General features: G+C 49.3%; 12 protein-coding genes. All 12 read left to right on the top strand.

What is annotated here, in order from left to right:
* The first annotated feature begins 195 nt into the window (after positions 1-195).
* Positions 196-738 carry a GspH/FimT family pseudopilin gene (locus D9N13_RS18730; RefSeq protein WP_290593182.1) on the top strand — a complete coding sequence of 181 codons (543 nt, stop codon included), beginning with the start codon at positions 196-198 and terminating at the stop codon, positions 736-738.
* Complete coding sequence (gene pilV, locus D9N13_RS18725) at positions 732-1,235, top strand: type IV pilus modification protein PilV (protein WP_290593181.1); 504 nt, start codon at positions 732-734, stop codon at positions 1,233-1,235. The genes D9N13_RS18730 and pilV (D9N13_RS18725) overlap by 7 nt, the downstream gene beginning before the upstream one ends.
* Positions 1,232-2,317, top strand: a complete 1,086-nt coding sequence (locus D9N13_RS18720; protein WP_290593179.1) for a PilW family protein — start codon at positions 1,232-1,234, stop codon at positions 2,315-2,317. The genes pilV (D9N13_RS18725) and D9N13_RS18720 overlap by 4 nt, the downstream gene beginning before the upstream one ends.
* Before the next feature lie 2 nt (positions 2,318-2,319).
* Positions 2,320-2,889, top strand: coding sequence for a pilus assembly protein (locus D9N13_RS18715; protein ID WP_290593178.1), 570 nt, complete (start codon positions 2,320-2,322; stop codon positions 2,887-2,889).
* 11 nt (positions 2,890-2,900) lie between these two features.
* A complete protein-coding gene (locus tag D9N13_RS18710) occupies positions 2,901-3,230 on the top strand; it encodes a hypothetical protein (RefSeq protein WP_290593176.1) in 330 nt (109 codons plus the stop codon).
* Between the two features lie 27 nt (positions 3,231-3,257).
* Positions 3,258-8,570: a hypothetical protein gene (locus D9N13_RS18705; RefSeq protein ID WP_290593174.1), complete on the top strand. Its 5,313-nt coding sequence runs from the start codon at positions 3,258-3,260 to the stop codon at positions 8,568-8,570.
* A gap of 18 nt (positions 8,571-8,588) precedes the next feature.
* Positions 8,589-9,008 (top strand): type IV pilin protein, encoded by a 420-nt coding sequence (locus D9N13_RS18700; RefSeq protein WP_290593172.1) that lies wholly within the window; start codon positions 8,589-8,591, stop codon positions 9,006-9,008.
* Positions 9,009-9,166: 158 nt separating this feature from the next.
* The gene (locus tag D9N13_RS18695; protein WP_290593170.1) at positions 9,167-9,589 is read left to right on the top strand and encodes a type IV pilin protein; all 423 of its coding nucleotides are present in this window, start codon (positions 9,167-9,169) and stop codon (positions 9,587-9,589) included.
* A 145-nt stretch (positions 9,590-9,734) separates the two neighbouring features.
* Positions 9,735-10,274 (top strand): type IV pilus modification protein PilV, encoded by a 540-nt coding sequence (gene pilV, locus D9N13_RS18690; RefSeq protein WP_290593168.1) that lies wholly within the window; start codon positions 9,735-9,737, stop codon positions 10,272-10,274.
* Between the two features lie 8 nt (positions 10,275-10,282).
* Positions 10,283-11,125 (top strand): PilW family protein, encoded by an 843-nt coding sequence (locus tag D9N13_RS18685; RefSeq protein ID WP_290593166.1) that lies wholly within the window; start codon positions 10,283-10,285, stop codon positions 11,123-11,125.
* 77 nt (positions 11,126-11,202) lie between these two features.
* Entirely contained in the window at positions 11,203-11,688 is a 486-nt protein-coding gene (locus D9N13_RS18680) for a hypothetical protein (protein WP_290593165.1), read from the top strand.
* A gap of 10 nt (positions 11,689-11,698) precedes the next feature.
* A complete protein-coding gene (locus tag D9N13_RS18675) occupies positions 11,699-15,172 on the top strand; it encodes a pilus assembly protein (protein ID WP_290593163.1) in 3,474 nt (1,157 codons plus the stop codon).
* The last annotated feature ends 54 nt before the right edge of the window (positions 15,173-15,226 follow it).

Raw genomic sequence — 15,226 nt, 5'->3', positions numbered from 1 at the left:
AACAGTTTTTATAACCCTCTTTTTGTTATTAGGGAATTGGAACCACTGCTCCCTAAATCCGCGGATCAGTTCACAAAACAACCTACACCTATCCCATTGATCTCCAAAAACTACCGGTAGTCGCCGCTCAGCGGCAGGTTCCCGTACGCCTCCTATGCTTACATTGATTAAAAACCAAACAGGCGGAAGGGCGACATGCGTCAGCAAGGTTTCACCATAATTGAACTCATGATCACAGTGGCATTGATTGCCATCGTTGCAGGTATCGGGATCCCATCGTTTCGAGATCTGGTGGCGAGCAATCGTGTGGTCTCGTCTATCAATGAATTTCATGCCGGTTTACGCCTGGCGCGTATTGAAGCGGTGAAGCGTAATGACACGGTGATCTTCTGTGCCAGCTCAGACCAAGCCAGCTGCAACGGCAACTGGGGGGATGGTTGGATCATTTATCATGATGGTAATGGTGATGACGTGGTGAATGCCAGTGAGTTGATCCGGGTGGGCGATCCGGTGAATGCCGGTTACAGTCTGACGTTTTCTGGAGCGGGTAATGCAATCAGTTTTGCGGCGCGTGGTTTAAGCAATCAGAGCGGTACATTCAAATTATGCGATTCGGAAGGGGATGCCGGTTTGGCGCGCGGCATCATCCTGTTGTCCACCGGATTGACCCGTCGTTCACTTGATACCGACGGTTCAGGTATTCATGAAGATAACGGAGGCACGGATTTCTCATGTTGATGCATCTTCCCACTACGAACATTCGCAATCAACAAGGTGTTGGTCTGATTGAGGTGCTGGTGTCATTGCTGGTGCTGACCATCGGTGTGCTGGGTATGGTTGCCATGCAAACTCGGGCACTACAGTTTAGTCAGGAATCAATCTACACCTCTCATGCGCTGATGATGGCCTATGAAATGACAGACCGAATTCGAGCCAATAAGGGAAGCGAAGGCAGCTATTTGGTGGATTATGGCACGCAGGTTACTGCCCAGAACGACTGTATCAGCAACATATGTAACCCTACTCAAATGGCAAGTTACGATACGGCTGAATGGAAGACAGCGTTGGCGGGTAATCTACCGCTGGGTGATGGTGAAATCACAGTTGATAACTCTGGTCCTAGGCCATTTTATGTTATTTCAGTGCGCTTCACAGACTCCCGAATTGATCAGGCGTTAGATGGCGGCGCTGGCGGTGAAACGTTGCGCGAAGTTCAAGTGAGGACCGAAATATGAATAGGATAAATAAGTCTTCATTTCCTTTGCAGCAGGCGGGGTTCAGCATCATTGAATTGATGATTGCTTTAGTGCTTGGGCTGGTTCTGATGGGCGGTGCCATTCAGGTGTTCATATCCTCCAAGAAGTCATACAACCTAAATGAAGAAATGGCGTGGATTCAGGAAAATGCCCAGTTTTCTGTGGGGTTTCTGGCCGAGGATCTTCGTATGGCTGGCTACTTTGGTTGCGCGTCACGAGCCAGCAGTACAGCAAACGTAATGAATGATGATGGTGATGATTGGGTGACTGGCTTTGATAAAGGGCTATATGGGTTTGATGGTGATGATCCTGGATTTCCTACCGATGAATTTCCTCGCCCCTCAACTGCGACATTACCAAACACGGTACCGGAAACCGATGTGTTCACTATACATCGCGCAGATATTGATAACTCCTTCCAGGTCAAAGACCATGTGGTGAATTCTGCCGTCATCAATATTGAGGGCGAACACCCTTTTCCTCAAGGTACAGTTGTAGTGGTGAGTGACTGCCACCATGCTGCCATCTTTCAGCTTACAGGCAATCAGAGCAATAAGGTTAACCACAATACCGGTAATTCTGCATCGCCAGGTAACTGTACCAAAAAGCTGGGGCTGCCAGTAACGTGCTCTCAACAAAGTGCTGCTTACACATATAAGGATGATGCATTCGTCATGCGAGCAGTCGCCAACGCATACTATGTTGACATAGCTTCCAATGGTGTGCCCGCGTTGTTTCAGCGTCGCTTAAACCTTGGTGGTGTTAGTACTTTGACGGAGGAGTTGGTTCAGGGTGTTGAGAATATGCAGATTCAGTACGGAGTCGATACCTCAGGTGACGACTCCATACCTGATCGCTATCTCGATGCGGATCAAATCTCTAATAGCCAATGGGAAGACGATGTAGTGACTGCGCGTGTAAGTTTATTGTTGCGATCTCTAACCCCGCTGGCCAGCGAACCGCAACCCTTTGTATATATGGGGGTTACACATACTCCCACGGACAACTACGTGCGACGTGTGTTTTCCGTCACAGTTAAACTGCGTAATCGGGGTGTTTGATAATGAAACATGAAAAAGGCAGTGTGCTTCTTATCAGCTTGGTTCTCCTATTGATTCTAACGATTGTTGGTATCGCCTCAATCAGTGGAGTCTCCATGACAGAGAAGATGACCAACAGCCAGCGCGACTACGACATAGCATTTGAAATGGCAGAAGCTGCATTGGTGCAAGGTGAGAACTGGATAGACGATTACGCTGAAGGATTTAATATCGAACACCTCAGTGACAACTGCAGTGGCACTACTTGTTTTACAGAAAATTGCAATAACGGCCTGTGTTTTCGGGGTGAATACTTGTCAGAAGGTTCACTTTGCGAGCTGGATTCCAGTGGAACGCCGGTTTGGCAGAATGCCGCTATCTGGGAATCCAATGCCGCAACCTACTCCCAAAACATACCAGCAGTTGCTCAGCCAAGTTACTTGATTGAATTTCTTTGTCTGACTGCCATTGATCCAACTAGTCAGACATCGGACCTGGCATATATGTACCGAGTTACAGCCCTAGCTTATGGGACCCATCCAGAAACTCGTGTGATGTTGCAATCCACATACAAGGTCGAGAAGACAAACTAGAGGTTTATTTTATGAATATGGCAAAAAGCTTAATGATTGTCTCAAGGTCGGTGTTTGCACTTCTTTTTCTTGTGTCTGCCAACCTATGGGCTGTGGATGAATTTGCGGAGCCTAGAGGTGAGGCGGGATTGCTTCCGACTTATACAAATGAACTTGTGGTCTATCAGCGTCTCGATGAGCGAACTTTGAATACCGAAATCGGAATTGTAAATGTGCCACCGATGGTGCCGTTGCTGGATAAGCGTGATATCGATGATTGGTATAAGAAACAGAATGCGACAGCGGTTTTTACCTTTAAAACCAAAAGCCGAAAGATGCTCAGCGTGGAAATCACGGAATAAGCAGGCGAACACAGTAGGTGATGTAATATGGAAACTTTAAACAGATTAAACAGCAAGAAGCCGTCTGCAGTCGTTCGTTCTGATCTTGAGTTGCTTGCTATAGATCTAGTGAGAAAAGACAATCGGTTTTCGGGATTGTTTGGTAAAGTAGCTTGCATAATTGTGCTGCTGCTGTCTGGCTCCGCATATGCAGATGGCTTGGCGTCAGATTATGATTCAGTACCGCCATTGCTCAGTACAGGTGGGCTAAGCGACAAACCCAATGTGCTGTTAATGCTGGACACTTCCGGCAGTATGGATGACAACACCGGGTCTCCTACAGTGTATGTGGGAGCAAATCACAAGGAATCGAGAACCGTTATTGCTCGTCAAGCCATAGCTCGGTTGATGAACGATTTCGCCGAGTCAATTAATATGGGGTTAATGACCTTTGAGCCAGCGCCTAATTTTGATTATCGTCGCGATTGGAGCGATATTGGAGAAATTTGGTCTGCACGTAGCGTTGGTAGCTCCCCAAATTACCAGATTAATCGAGGTTATTTATATATCCCTATAGGCAGTATTGACCCCAATGATACATCAACGGCCACGGTGCAGAGGCTGCAGGATTTCGATGATCGCCTGGGGTTGAGCATCGTTAGCCAACCTATAGCAGATGCAGATAGCTTTTACGATTTGTTTGAATTTGATAACAACACCTATATTAGCAGTTCAGACTACACTAATGGGCGTATTCCAAGTGGCGGTGGTACTCCATTGGAGGGCACTTATCTCTCTGCGCTGGAATATTTTCAGGGTACTTTGCCGAGTTCATTACGTGATCCTGGTATTTCATCCACTGATGCCGTGTGGCCGCAGAATCAGTGTTCAGGCAAAGACTTTGCCATTCTGATAACAGATGGCCTGCCTACCGTAGCCGTCAATGGTGAGGCTGGCAATGATCGTGTTGCTGACTTTGTGCCAATGGTAGTAGCCCAGGCCGAAGCATTAGCCGATCCAGATGGGGACCCTGAAACATCAGATGGGGTATTAACGTATGTAATTGGTTTCTCGCTTCCCAGTGGAGACGAATACCTGAATGCTATTGCTGATGCGGGCGGTACTGATGCCGCCTATTTTCCCTCTAACCTTGATGAGCTATCCAATACCCTCAACCTGATATTCACTGATATTATCAATAGAACATCATCCGGTACGGGTGCTGCTGTTATCGCTAACCGCGGTAGTGGGTTGTCGGCGGATATTCAGGCCTTGTATACACCTGAAAAGGTATTTGATGGAAAGACGGTTAAATGGGTGGGCACACTGCAAAGTATCTTTGTGGATGACAATAATTATTTCCGTGAAGATACAAACGGTGATGGATTGCTTGGTGATTATAGTACAGATCGAATTCTGGAATTCGAATACGATGATGCCACAAAGACAACGCTTGTGCGTCGTATGCTCAGTACCAGTGCCACGGACCCGTCGCAAGTAGATTCCAGTTCGGCCATTACTTCTGAGATTGAGGATATTGCTTCCATTTGGAATGCCCGTGATCAATTGGCATCCATTACTGATGTGTTGACTCAACGTTCTTATACAGTCAACGCTGGAAGCGGGCGGCGGATTTATACCAGTGTGGATGGACAGAATCTTATTGACTTTGTGCAGGTGAGTCAGTCTGGATTGGAAGATCTTGAGGATCAGGAAGCAACTTTACGCAGCCAGATCGATGCTCTGGAAGATGAAATCTACGGTGACGTAAGCAGCCCGGGCGACCCATATCTGTTAGACGACTTAAGCACTTTGCTGAATAATTTGGGTACGTTGATCATACAAACGGACGCCATTGATGGTGTTGGTGATGGTGATCTTATCGATGCAGTGTATGCAGCATTACAGGAAGCTGCATCAGTCAAAAGTAGTGTTGACAGCCTGGTCGCAGTAGAAGAGGCAGATCTGGCTGCTGCCCTGGCATTGGAACAAGCAGAGCTGGATGAGCTCAATCTGGCACAGGCTGCACTAACTGACGAGCAGGCTCAATTGGCAACCGCCCAGGCGGTATTGGATCAGGCCAATACTGATAAAGCCACGGCAGATCAGAACGTGCTTGATGCTGAAGCAGCGCTAACGGCGGCGCAGGCCAGTCGGGACACCGCTGAACAGGCATTGATTGACTCGCAGGCAGATCAGGCTGCGGCGCAATCCGAGCGTGACGGTGCCGCAGCAACGGTAACCACGATGGAAACGGCAGTGGCCAATGCTCAATCGATAGTTGCTACTGAAACGGCAGATCGAGATGCTGCTAACACCGTTTTGACTCAAGCTACGGTTGACTACAATACCGCAGTATCGGATCGTGATAATGCACAGACTGCGTACAATGATGCCCTGTCGACTGCTGCATCTGAGCAGGCTGAGTCAGATGCAGCTGAAGTTGTCAGAGATCAAGAACAGGCCGATCTGGATGCAGCCCAGACCAACTATAATCAAACGTTGGCAGATTACGGCGGCAACACTAACAATCCATTTGTGATCGCAGCGCAAGCCGATCTGGATGCAGCCCAGACAGACTTTGATGCGGCGGAAGCTACGTATCAGTCTGAATTCCAGCAATGGCAGGACGCCGAAGCCGGTGTTGTTACTGCGCAGTCAACACTGACTACTGCTCAGTCTGACTTGAGTTCTGCAACCACAGTACGTGACAACGCTCAAGCCGATTATGATTTAGCGGCTGCAGACCTGGCCACAGCAGAAGCCAATCTTGCCACTACCCAGGCAAACCTGGCCACGGCGGAATCGGAATTGGCTGCTAGTGAAGCAGCACTCACTGCTGCGAATGATGATGTTGCTTTGCAGCAAAGTGAATTAGCAACAGCAGAAACAGCGTTAACTAATGCGACTACCGACCGCGACACTGCACTTGCGGCGCAAAGCGACGCCGCGACGGCGGTGGCTGATGCCACAACGGCCAGGGATACAGAGCAGGCAGAGCTTGACGCCGCTGCGTTGGTGGTTGCCAGTGAACAAACAGACTACGATTCAGCGGTAACTGCGCGGGAAGCCGTTGACACAGAACTTGTTCGATTGAGCGATATTCTGGCTGAGTTGGAAACTGTGAATGATTGGATCACTGATATTCTGTCAACAGTGGATAGCCTGAATGATCTGATTACTCAATTGAGTACATTGGGGGCCGCCAATGATACCACTCGTGATTCACTGATTGCTTTGATCAATAGTCTGTATTCACAATTGCAGGCTTTGATCGCCGGAGGCCCTGCTATTGACAGCACCAATAGTGAAACCACGAATCTGCGTTCAGCGATAAGCGCGTTACTAACTCAGATCAATATTGTTGCAGTTGTGGTGAACGACAACAATGTGGATCCGCTGGATTCTATTGCCGAGTCAGTAGCCAACATTGATGATAAAATGACGGAAAAAGAAGGCTATGAAAGTGATCTCTATGACACGGATATCCAGATTGACCAGTTAGAATATGTGCGCTACATGGATGATAATATACCTTCACAGACTGGCGATCCCGATCTGTCATACAGTGAACGCAGTGATGTGATTGCCTGGATTCGTGGTCAGGAGGTGACGGGCTTACGCAATCGAACCATCGATTTTGATCAGGATGGCACAGATGAGGTGTGGCGCTTGGCAGATATTGTGCACTCCACTCCAGCGATCGTAGGTCGACCTATTGAGAATTATTATACCCTGTACGGTGATTCTACATATCGACAGTACATGCGGGAGAAGTTCAATCGTAGGCAGGTTGTTTACGTCGGTAGTAATGACGGTGTTCTGCATGCCTTTAACTCAGGTTTTTGGGATGACGCCCAAAAAGGTTATGTTACTCAATTGACTGGAGATTCTTCTGTCGCCCATCCATTGGGCGCGGAATTGTGGGCATACGTGCCCAAAGCCGTGCTACCTCATCTGCAGTTTGTCGCCAATGCTGGCTATAGTCATATGGCGTTATTGGATGGGTCACCGCAAGTGTATGATGTAAATATATTTCCAAGCGATGCAGACCATCCCGATGGGTGGGGAACCATTCTGGTAGTGAACATGCGTATGGGTGGTGGTGAGTTCACAGTACGGGTGGATGAGGACGAAGATGGAGCTGCTGAAGATGTGGTGATTCGCCCCAGTGTTCTTATATTTGATGTGACTAATCCTGAAGTGGAACCCACATTGATTGCGGAACTCACCCATCCCGATCTCGGTTTTACATTAAGCCGTCCCGCGTTGATTAAAAACCGCGTTGCATCACCGGATGATGGTTGGACGGTACCAATTACCAATCGGTGGGTGTTGGTGTTTGGTTCTGGCCCTACTGATTTGGATTCTGCTACCAGCGATCAGGACGCCCGCGTTTACGCCTATGATCTCAATGAAAAGGAATGGGCAACTGACTGGTCCAGCGAACCACTGACCGTGAGTCTGGAGAGCAACGCATTCCTAGGAGATTTTGCTGCCGTGGATTGGGATAGAGACTTCGTGGACGATGCAGTCTACTTCGGTGTTAATACGGGTACCAGTTCGGCTTCAGACGGTCAGTTGGCTCGTATGCGCTTACGCAGTGATGTGCCTGCCAGTTGGCTGTCTGGTGCTGACATTGATACGCTTTTCAATGCTCAGCGATCTGTGCTGGGTGCACCGGAAGGTAAGCTGGATGTCTATGGGAATCGCTGGGTGTACTTTGGAACAGGCCGCCTGCTGGTCGCCGCTGACAACGCCAGTACTCAGCAAGAGTATTTTGCCGGCGTGAAAGAGCCTGTCGACAGCGATGGAAATTATTCATACGGTTCTGTGTCCGGTTCCACTTTGCTGGATATTACCGATGTGCGTGTCTATACAGATCCTGATCGCGTAGACGGCGGGCCTGCTAGTGTAGAAACACCGTCAGCATTAACTGCGTATATTCAAGAAAACAATAGTGGCTGGTATCGAGAGTTAACTTATGACGGCACTGATCCAAGTGGTCGCTCTGATACCCGACCGGTGTCGTTCCTGGATGCTATTATCTTTTCGGAATACATTCCAAGCTCAGACCAATGTAATCCGGAAGGTAATTCGAATCTTTATCTGGTCAACTACATGACGGGTACGGCGTTTAAAGATGTTTATCTTGAAAAAGATAGCTCTACCGGTGAAATTCTTGCTTCTATTGATGTCGGAGCTGGTAAGCTGGGTGAAATGGACGATCCTAGAACCGGAAGTAAAACGGCGCAGATCATAAAAAGCTCTACCGGTGTCGAGCAAGCTATTGAGATTCAGGTTGGGTCGCCACCGTTAAGACGCCAATCCTGGCGCCAGATTTTTGATATTGCATTTTAATAAACGGCTGGTGAATACATGATGAAAAGACAACTTGGGTTTTCACTGATTGAGCTGATGATCGCGATCGCGATCATCGGTGTCATCGCGGCATTTGCCCTGCCTTCCTATACCAAACATCTGCGGGAAACCCGGCGTGCTGACGCGCGCTCGGCTTTGCAGGAAGCGGCGGCACGCCAGGAACGGATTTACACCGAGGCTAACAGCTATACAGGAGATGTGTCGCGCTTGGTGACCAATGCCGATGGCTCCAGTTCGCCGGAGGGCTACTATGATATATCGGCCAATCTTTCCTGCGATAGAACAGTCAGTGGTACGACCTATTACTCTTGCTTTACGTTGACAGCTACAGCGCAGGGTGTACAGGCTGATGATACAGACTGTCCAGCACTGACCCTCACCCATGCCGGGGTTAAGGCCCCGGCGGATTGCTGGTAGATTTCATTCCAATGTTTCAATTGAGCCATCGGCGTATAGAGCGTCGGTGGCTCTGTCGTTTTTTGCCGGTTGGTTCTGGCTCCCAAGTTGGTTATGCTATCCGCACTTTGAGTAATGGCACTATCCAAGTGCAGATATAGTCAGGTGCAGAGACAGCTATGCGGAAATTCAAACTATCCCTTAACGGCTTCACGCTTATAGAGTTATTGATTGTAGTGGCAATTGTTGCTGTGCTGGCGGTGTTTGCCTATCCCAGTTATAGCGATCATGTCCGTAAGTCAGCCCGCAAAGCAGCCATTGGCAAGGCGCTTGAAATCGCTTCTCGGGTGGAGCAATTCAGAACCCAGCGCCTCACCTATCCCTCTTCCGATGCGGATCTGGCGGGTTTCGATTTGACCGAAGTGAAATATGAGTATGAAGTGGATGACGTAGTAACAGATGGAGAAGTAACGGGATATACCATAACGGTGACCCCGGTCTCAGGCAGCGACCAGGAACAGGATGACTGTGGCACCCTTACCTATAGCAATACAGGTGGCTGGGTTTCCAGTACAGGCCTGACTGAAGAACAGTGCTTATAGTTCATTTGTTAAACAACTCAAATCTCCCGGGATAGTAATTCTACCGTTCGTCGATTTTGTCTGGGCTGGTGCCGGCGCATTGGTAACATTCTCGCGTAATTATAAAAAGTAGTTTGGATTTGTGTTGTCGGGGGGCAGCATCGCAATGCAGGATTGCAATCGATTTCAGGGGCCGACTCTGTCCAGGGGGGTCTCGTTGATAGAAGTCTTGGTGGCGCTACTGGTGTTCGGTATCGGCGTGGTGGGGTTTGCTGCATTGCAGTTGAAATCCGTCAGGCAGGTTGAAGAAACCTACAGTCGAAGCCAGGCCATGTCCGTTGCTCACGACTTTATCGAACGTGCAAGGTCCAATCTTACCGATGAGTCCCGTCAATTTTACCTCCAGTCTAGTAACTGGACCTCCAATCTTAGTAATCCGGGATCCTGTGTGGTGACCAACTCGACGCCGTCCGCCGACGATGGCTGTGATGCGCTGGCAATGGCGGAGTTTGATGTTTACGAAGTCCGCACAAGCGCGGCCAAAGTATTACAGAACGGAAAAATCAGTGTCGCTACTTGTCAGGCAGTAACCTGTGTGACGGTGGCGTGGGGTGAAACTCAGTTGGACGAGTGCGATCAGTCCGGCTTTTCTAACGGCGAGCGTGAATCCGATGCTCACTGTGTACAGCTGGAAGTAGTACTTTAGGTGTTGATATGAATCGGCAATCAGGATTGTCGCTGGTAGAGCTGATGGTTGCGCTGCTTATTGGTAGCCTACTCACCATTGCCGCGACTCAATTATTTCTAGTGAATCGTCAAACTTCGAATCTCCAGCTTGGCATCGCCGGAGTTCAGGACAATGGACGCTTTGCATTCGATTATGTCAGTCGGTCACTGATGGAGGCCGGACAGGGGGCAGACGATCCCATTGTCCCCTTTATTTTGGATGGCAGTCGCTTTTCTGTAACACCGGCGGCGGCAGAAATCGGCGATGGAGACAAGTTCGACTCCATTGCGTTTGAGGTAAATGGGGGCCGTGATTGTGTGGGAAACGAGTTTACCGGGTACAAACGCTTTTTTGTCGCAGATGATGCAGATGGGATTCGGTTGATGTGCATGCCTTACCAGTATGATGAAACGGAAGATGAACTGGGGAATATTTCCGGTGGGTGGAGTGCGGTTAATACCATGGGATTTGGGCTGTTCGATAACATCGAAGCGTTTCAGGTGCTATATGGGCTGGATTTTGATGGGCCGGATAGTGAGGGTTACGGATTGGCTGATCTGTATACCAATGCGACTCGCACCAAGGCATTGGCAAGCGACATAACCACCGGTGAGGTTCGAATCGTCAGTGTCCGTTTTGCCGTCATGCTGGCCAGCGACGAAGTCGTAAGCCTTGATACAACGATCGCCCCGGATGCAATTGAGATCTTGGATCAAACTTTTGTTCAGGGTGCCGACAATGAGGGCACCAATATTAATTATGATGATGGTCGCTTGTATCGAACGTATGGCACTACCGTCGCAATTCGTAATTTAGTGAGGGGGCAATGAGACTCAATTCGTCGTCTGGACACCAACAAGGTGCTGCACTTCTTATCGCACTCATCATCTTGTTGATGATTACCCTGATGGGTGTTTCCGCCCTTAAGTCCGGTATTTTTCAGGAAATGATGGCGTTCAATGCCCAGGCCGAGGAAATGTCGTTTCACGGGGCAGAGACAGCGATCAATGCTATTGTCACCGAAGCCCGCAGTAACAATGTCATGCTTAACGATCTGATTGATGCTGGTAATGCAGTAACCGAACACTGCGTCACCCTGAGTGCAGGATTGCAGGATGAGGCCTGCGGGGCAGGTGAGGTGATCGACGAGCGGGCTGCACTAATATCGCAGGCCAGCTCACGGTTTGATTCCAAGAAGATTTTGGTGGGCTCAGACGCTGATTATTTCAAGGATTATCAGTTTGTATCGGTAGGAACTGGGCGTTTTGTGCAGGCATCCATGCCTTTCAGTGCTACCAACTATCAGGAATGGCGCAAGGTGGGCCCTGCGGCGGGACAGTTCTCAGATGAGTCGGGGCTGACGCAAAGCGGTCGGGAATTTGGTGGGGAATGAAGGGAGCGTTATGCGCATGCCAACGTCACATATATCGAAAAACATAATGCCATGGGTATGGCTGGTGCTGTTGATTGTCCCGCTTGGCACGTTGCAGGCTGATGACACTGACCTGTTCGATGTCAGCTCTCAACCGGTACCCACCCGCATCATGCTGGTGGTGGATTCATCCGGCTCCATGGCCGCGCCGGAAGGCAATACCACAGCGCCGCCCTATTATGACGGGGACTGTACCGGCGAGTACACCTATCTGGTGGAGCCTCGTAGGGAACCCAGCTATTCAGTAACAATACAGAATGCGGATCGTAAGATTTGTATTGTGAAAGAGGTGCTGCTGTCGTTTCTGGATCCAGCGGTGGGCGAGGCGGAAATGTTGTGGCCAGACAATTTTAACGTTGGCCTGGCGAAGTACGGTGAGCCTGGCGCGATTGTGTCTCATCCCATTGCTGCATTGGGCAGCATCAATGATCCTGCTTCCAATCGTAATGCATTGATCTCTGAAATCAGGGGAATGGTGGTGGAAGGTTACACGCCGCTTGTGGGGAGCTATCTGGAAGTAGCGGAGTATTTGACCGGGGGGCAGGCTGTCTCCAGGGCTTCTTCACAAAGTGATAGCAGCGTTTGGTTGAACGGTAACTCGGGAGATTACCGCTACGCCGGTGTGGATCTCGGGCCTCAATGCGGCATTACCAACAACCACTTGGTGTTTTTGACCGATGGTGAATCCAAATGTGAAAAAGGATCGGCCTTTACCCAGTTTGAACGGGACAATATTGGCTGTACCGATGAGGCCAGTAATCTTGTTATTGGTGATTTGGGTACAAGGGTCAATGAGTTTGTTACTGGCGATATTGGCGAGTATAACGATGCATGTTCTGCCAGCTTCTATTCCCAGTATGAGCTGGTTGGATTATCCTACGAGAGTTATTGGGGGTGTTTGAGCCTGATGTCCGGTGCATTGGCTGCAAACCAGCAAACGGTCAATGGCGTGCAGGAAAGCGCTGTTGTTAATACCCATATTATTGCCTATGACATGAGCGGTGCCTCCGTTGATACTGTGTCCGGTATGGCTAGTTGGGCAGCCGCAGGCGGCGGTAAGTTTATCTCAGCGGGGGATAAGGAGGAGCTGACCAAGGCATTTAGAGAAATTAATAATGACGTTGTGCTACCTGGCACTTTTGTAGTTGCCTCCGGGGGGGTGGGTGTAAATCAGCTGAATCGTTTCACCCACTTGGACGAGCTTTATTTCTCAATGTTTACCCCCAGTAGTAAACCGTTTTGGTACGGTAATCTGAAAAAATACTATTTCCAGGCGGAGCGTTCGGGTGAACTGGGAATTTACACGAATTCCGGCAAAACAACAGATGCAATTGAAGACGGTGTGTTTGTTTCCGGAGTACTGAGTGAGTGGTCTGATGTGGTTCCTGCATACTACAATACAAGTAGTATTGTGAGCGTAGATGGTGATATTGCTCATATCGGCGGTGCGGCCAGTCAAATTGAGCAGCCATCCGGCCGTAAGCTGTTCGTATACTATGATGATGTTCAGTATCAGCTTGTTCCGGATGATCCTGCGAATACACAACAGCCAATAGATGCTTTACGCAGTGTCTTGCTATCGGATTATTCCGGATTGTTGGCCGATGCCGGGGCGGATGCCGGCTTGTCCACGGTCTATGAGACTGAAACGCTGGTGCCCTCTCTGGACTGGTTGTTAGGCGTGGATGTGAATGATGAATGGTTGCGGATTAGCCAGCATGTCGATCCGGATCAGCGCCCTGAGAATCCGGTTGATGAACGTGCCAGTGATTATAACGACTTACGCAATGTGTATGGTGCTCCTCTGCATTCCTCTCCTGTGTTGGTCAACTATGAAAGCCGTGATGCTAATGGGGAGCCACTATCAACCCTGGAGAATGTGGTTTTTATCAGTACCAACGATGGCAAGCTATACGCATTGGACTCAGAAACCGGTGAAGAACATTTAGCCTATATGCCGGAAGCCATGTTAAAGCGCCAAGCGTTCGACACCCCTTCTCCAGTTGAAAGTATGTATGCAGCAACCAAACCTGCAGCAGCCGATGGCAACTTGATATATGGGTTGGATTCAACCTGGACTGTGTGGCGGCAGGATGTTGATCGTAATGGAAACATTGATGAAAATTCTCAGGATTTCGTGTTTCTCTATGGTGGTATGCGTCGCGGTGGCCGGAATTATTATATTCTTGATGCCACCAATGTACACGATAGTGAAACCATCGAAGAGAAGGCGGTTATTGAAGGCGGCGTGAATGAGTTCGTCAATAACGGCCAATCCTGGTCTGAACCAAAATTGGCTATTATTAATTATGCGGGTACGCCGGCTGGTGTTTTCATCATAGGTGGTGGATACGATCCTGTATACGACAGCGGCCGTCCTGAAACACTGCCAGCCAAAGGGGCGCAAATCTATATAATCGCCGCCCAGGATTTTCAGGTGGCGCAAACAGGCGATATCTATCAGGCGGGGGATGTATTGTGGTGGGCTTCCTCCCTGCCAGCCCAAAACGAGGATGCTCCATATACGCAGGTAGCTGCTTTGCAATACAGTATTCCATCAACGGTGAAAACCGTTGACCTGAATGGCGATGAGTTGCTTGATTTTTTCTATGTCGGTGACATGGGGGGACAAATTCATCGATTCGATGTCAATAACGCTAATTCCGGTGCGAGCGATCTGATCAGTAATCCCAACGATACAGTGGTGGCACAGCTGGGGGTTGCCGGTGCGTCGAATGTTACACAGGAAATTGATCGACGCTTTTTTTACCCTCCCAGTGTCGCCAAAATGCAGTGCCCCCAAGGCTATTGTATGGCGCTTGCGATTGGTTCAGGTTGGCGCTCTAACCCCTTGGACGCCTCTGTGGAGGAAAAGTTCTTCTACTTGATGGATTATGAACCTTTTACGTCTAACCAACCCGTCATCACTGAAGAGGCCACCACAGCTGATGGTGAACTCAGTCTGCTGCAACCAGTGACAAAAATAGAAAACGAAGAAGCAATTACAGCGGCTTCAACCGATATCAGGGTGCGCGGTTATAGTCTGGAGTTGGGCGGCAGCGGATTCAGTGCGGAAAAGTTACTGGGGTCACCTTTGATTGTGGGCGGCCAGGTGGTTTTTTCCACCTACTACAGGCCAGATGTCGCGCCATCAGTAGATAGCTGTCAGATAGGGGAAGGGGCATCCGCAATCTATAGTTTTACACCGGGCGATGGACAGGTATTGAGTGTGCAACAAGGCTTAAGCCAGAATGTTGCGGGCTCGATCCAGGTGCTGGTGTCAGAGTTGGCGGAACAAAATATCGACAATGATGGTGATGGTGAACCGGATCAAACCATTCCGGCATCCACAGGTGGTGCCATTCTTGCTGGAACGCGCTCTGGTGGTAGTCCGCCCCTTAGGTTGGATGTGATTCGAAAGACCCGCTGGAAGCAGCTCGAATGAATTGGAGTGTCGGACTAATTTACAGGTTTTCTTTTTTATGGTGCTGTAAGTCAA

It is taken from the genome of Ketobacter sp. GenoA1, from assembly GCF_003671475.1.
Lineage (GTDB): Bacteria > Pseudomonadota > Gammaproteobacteria > Pseudomonadales > Ketobacteraceae > Ketobacter.
This window is presented reverse-complemented; position numbering and strand designations above follow the sequence as displayed.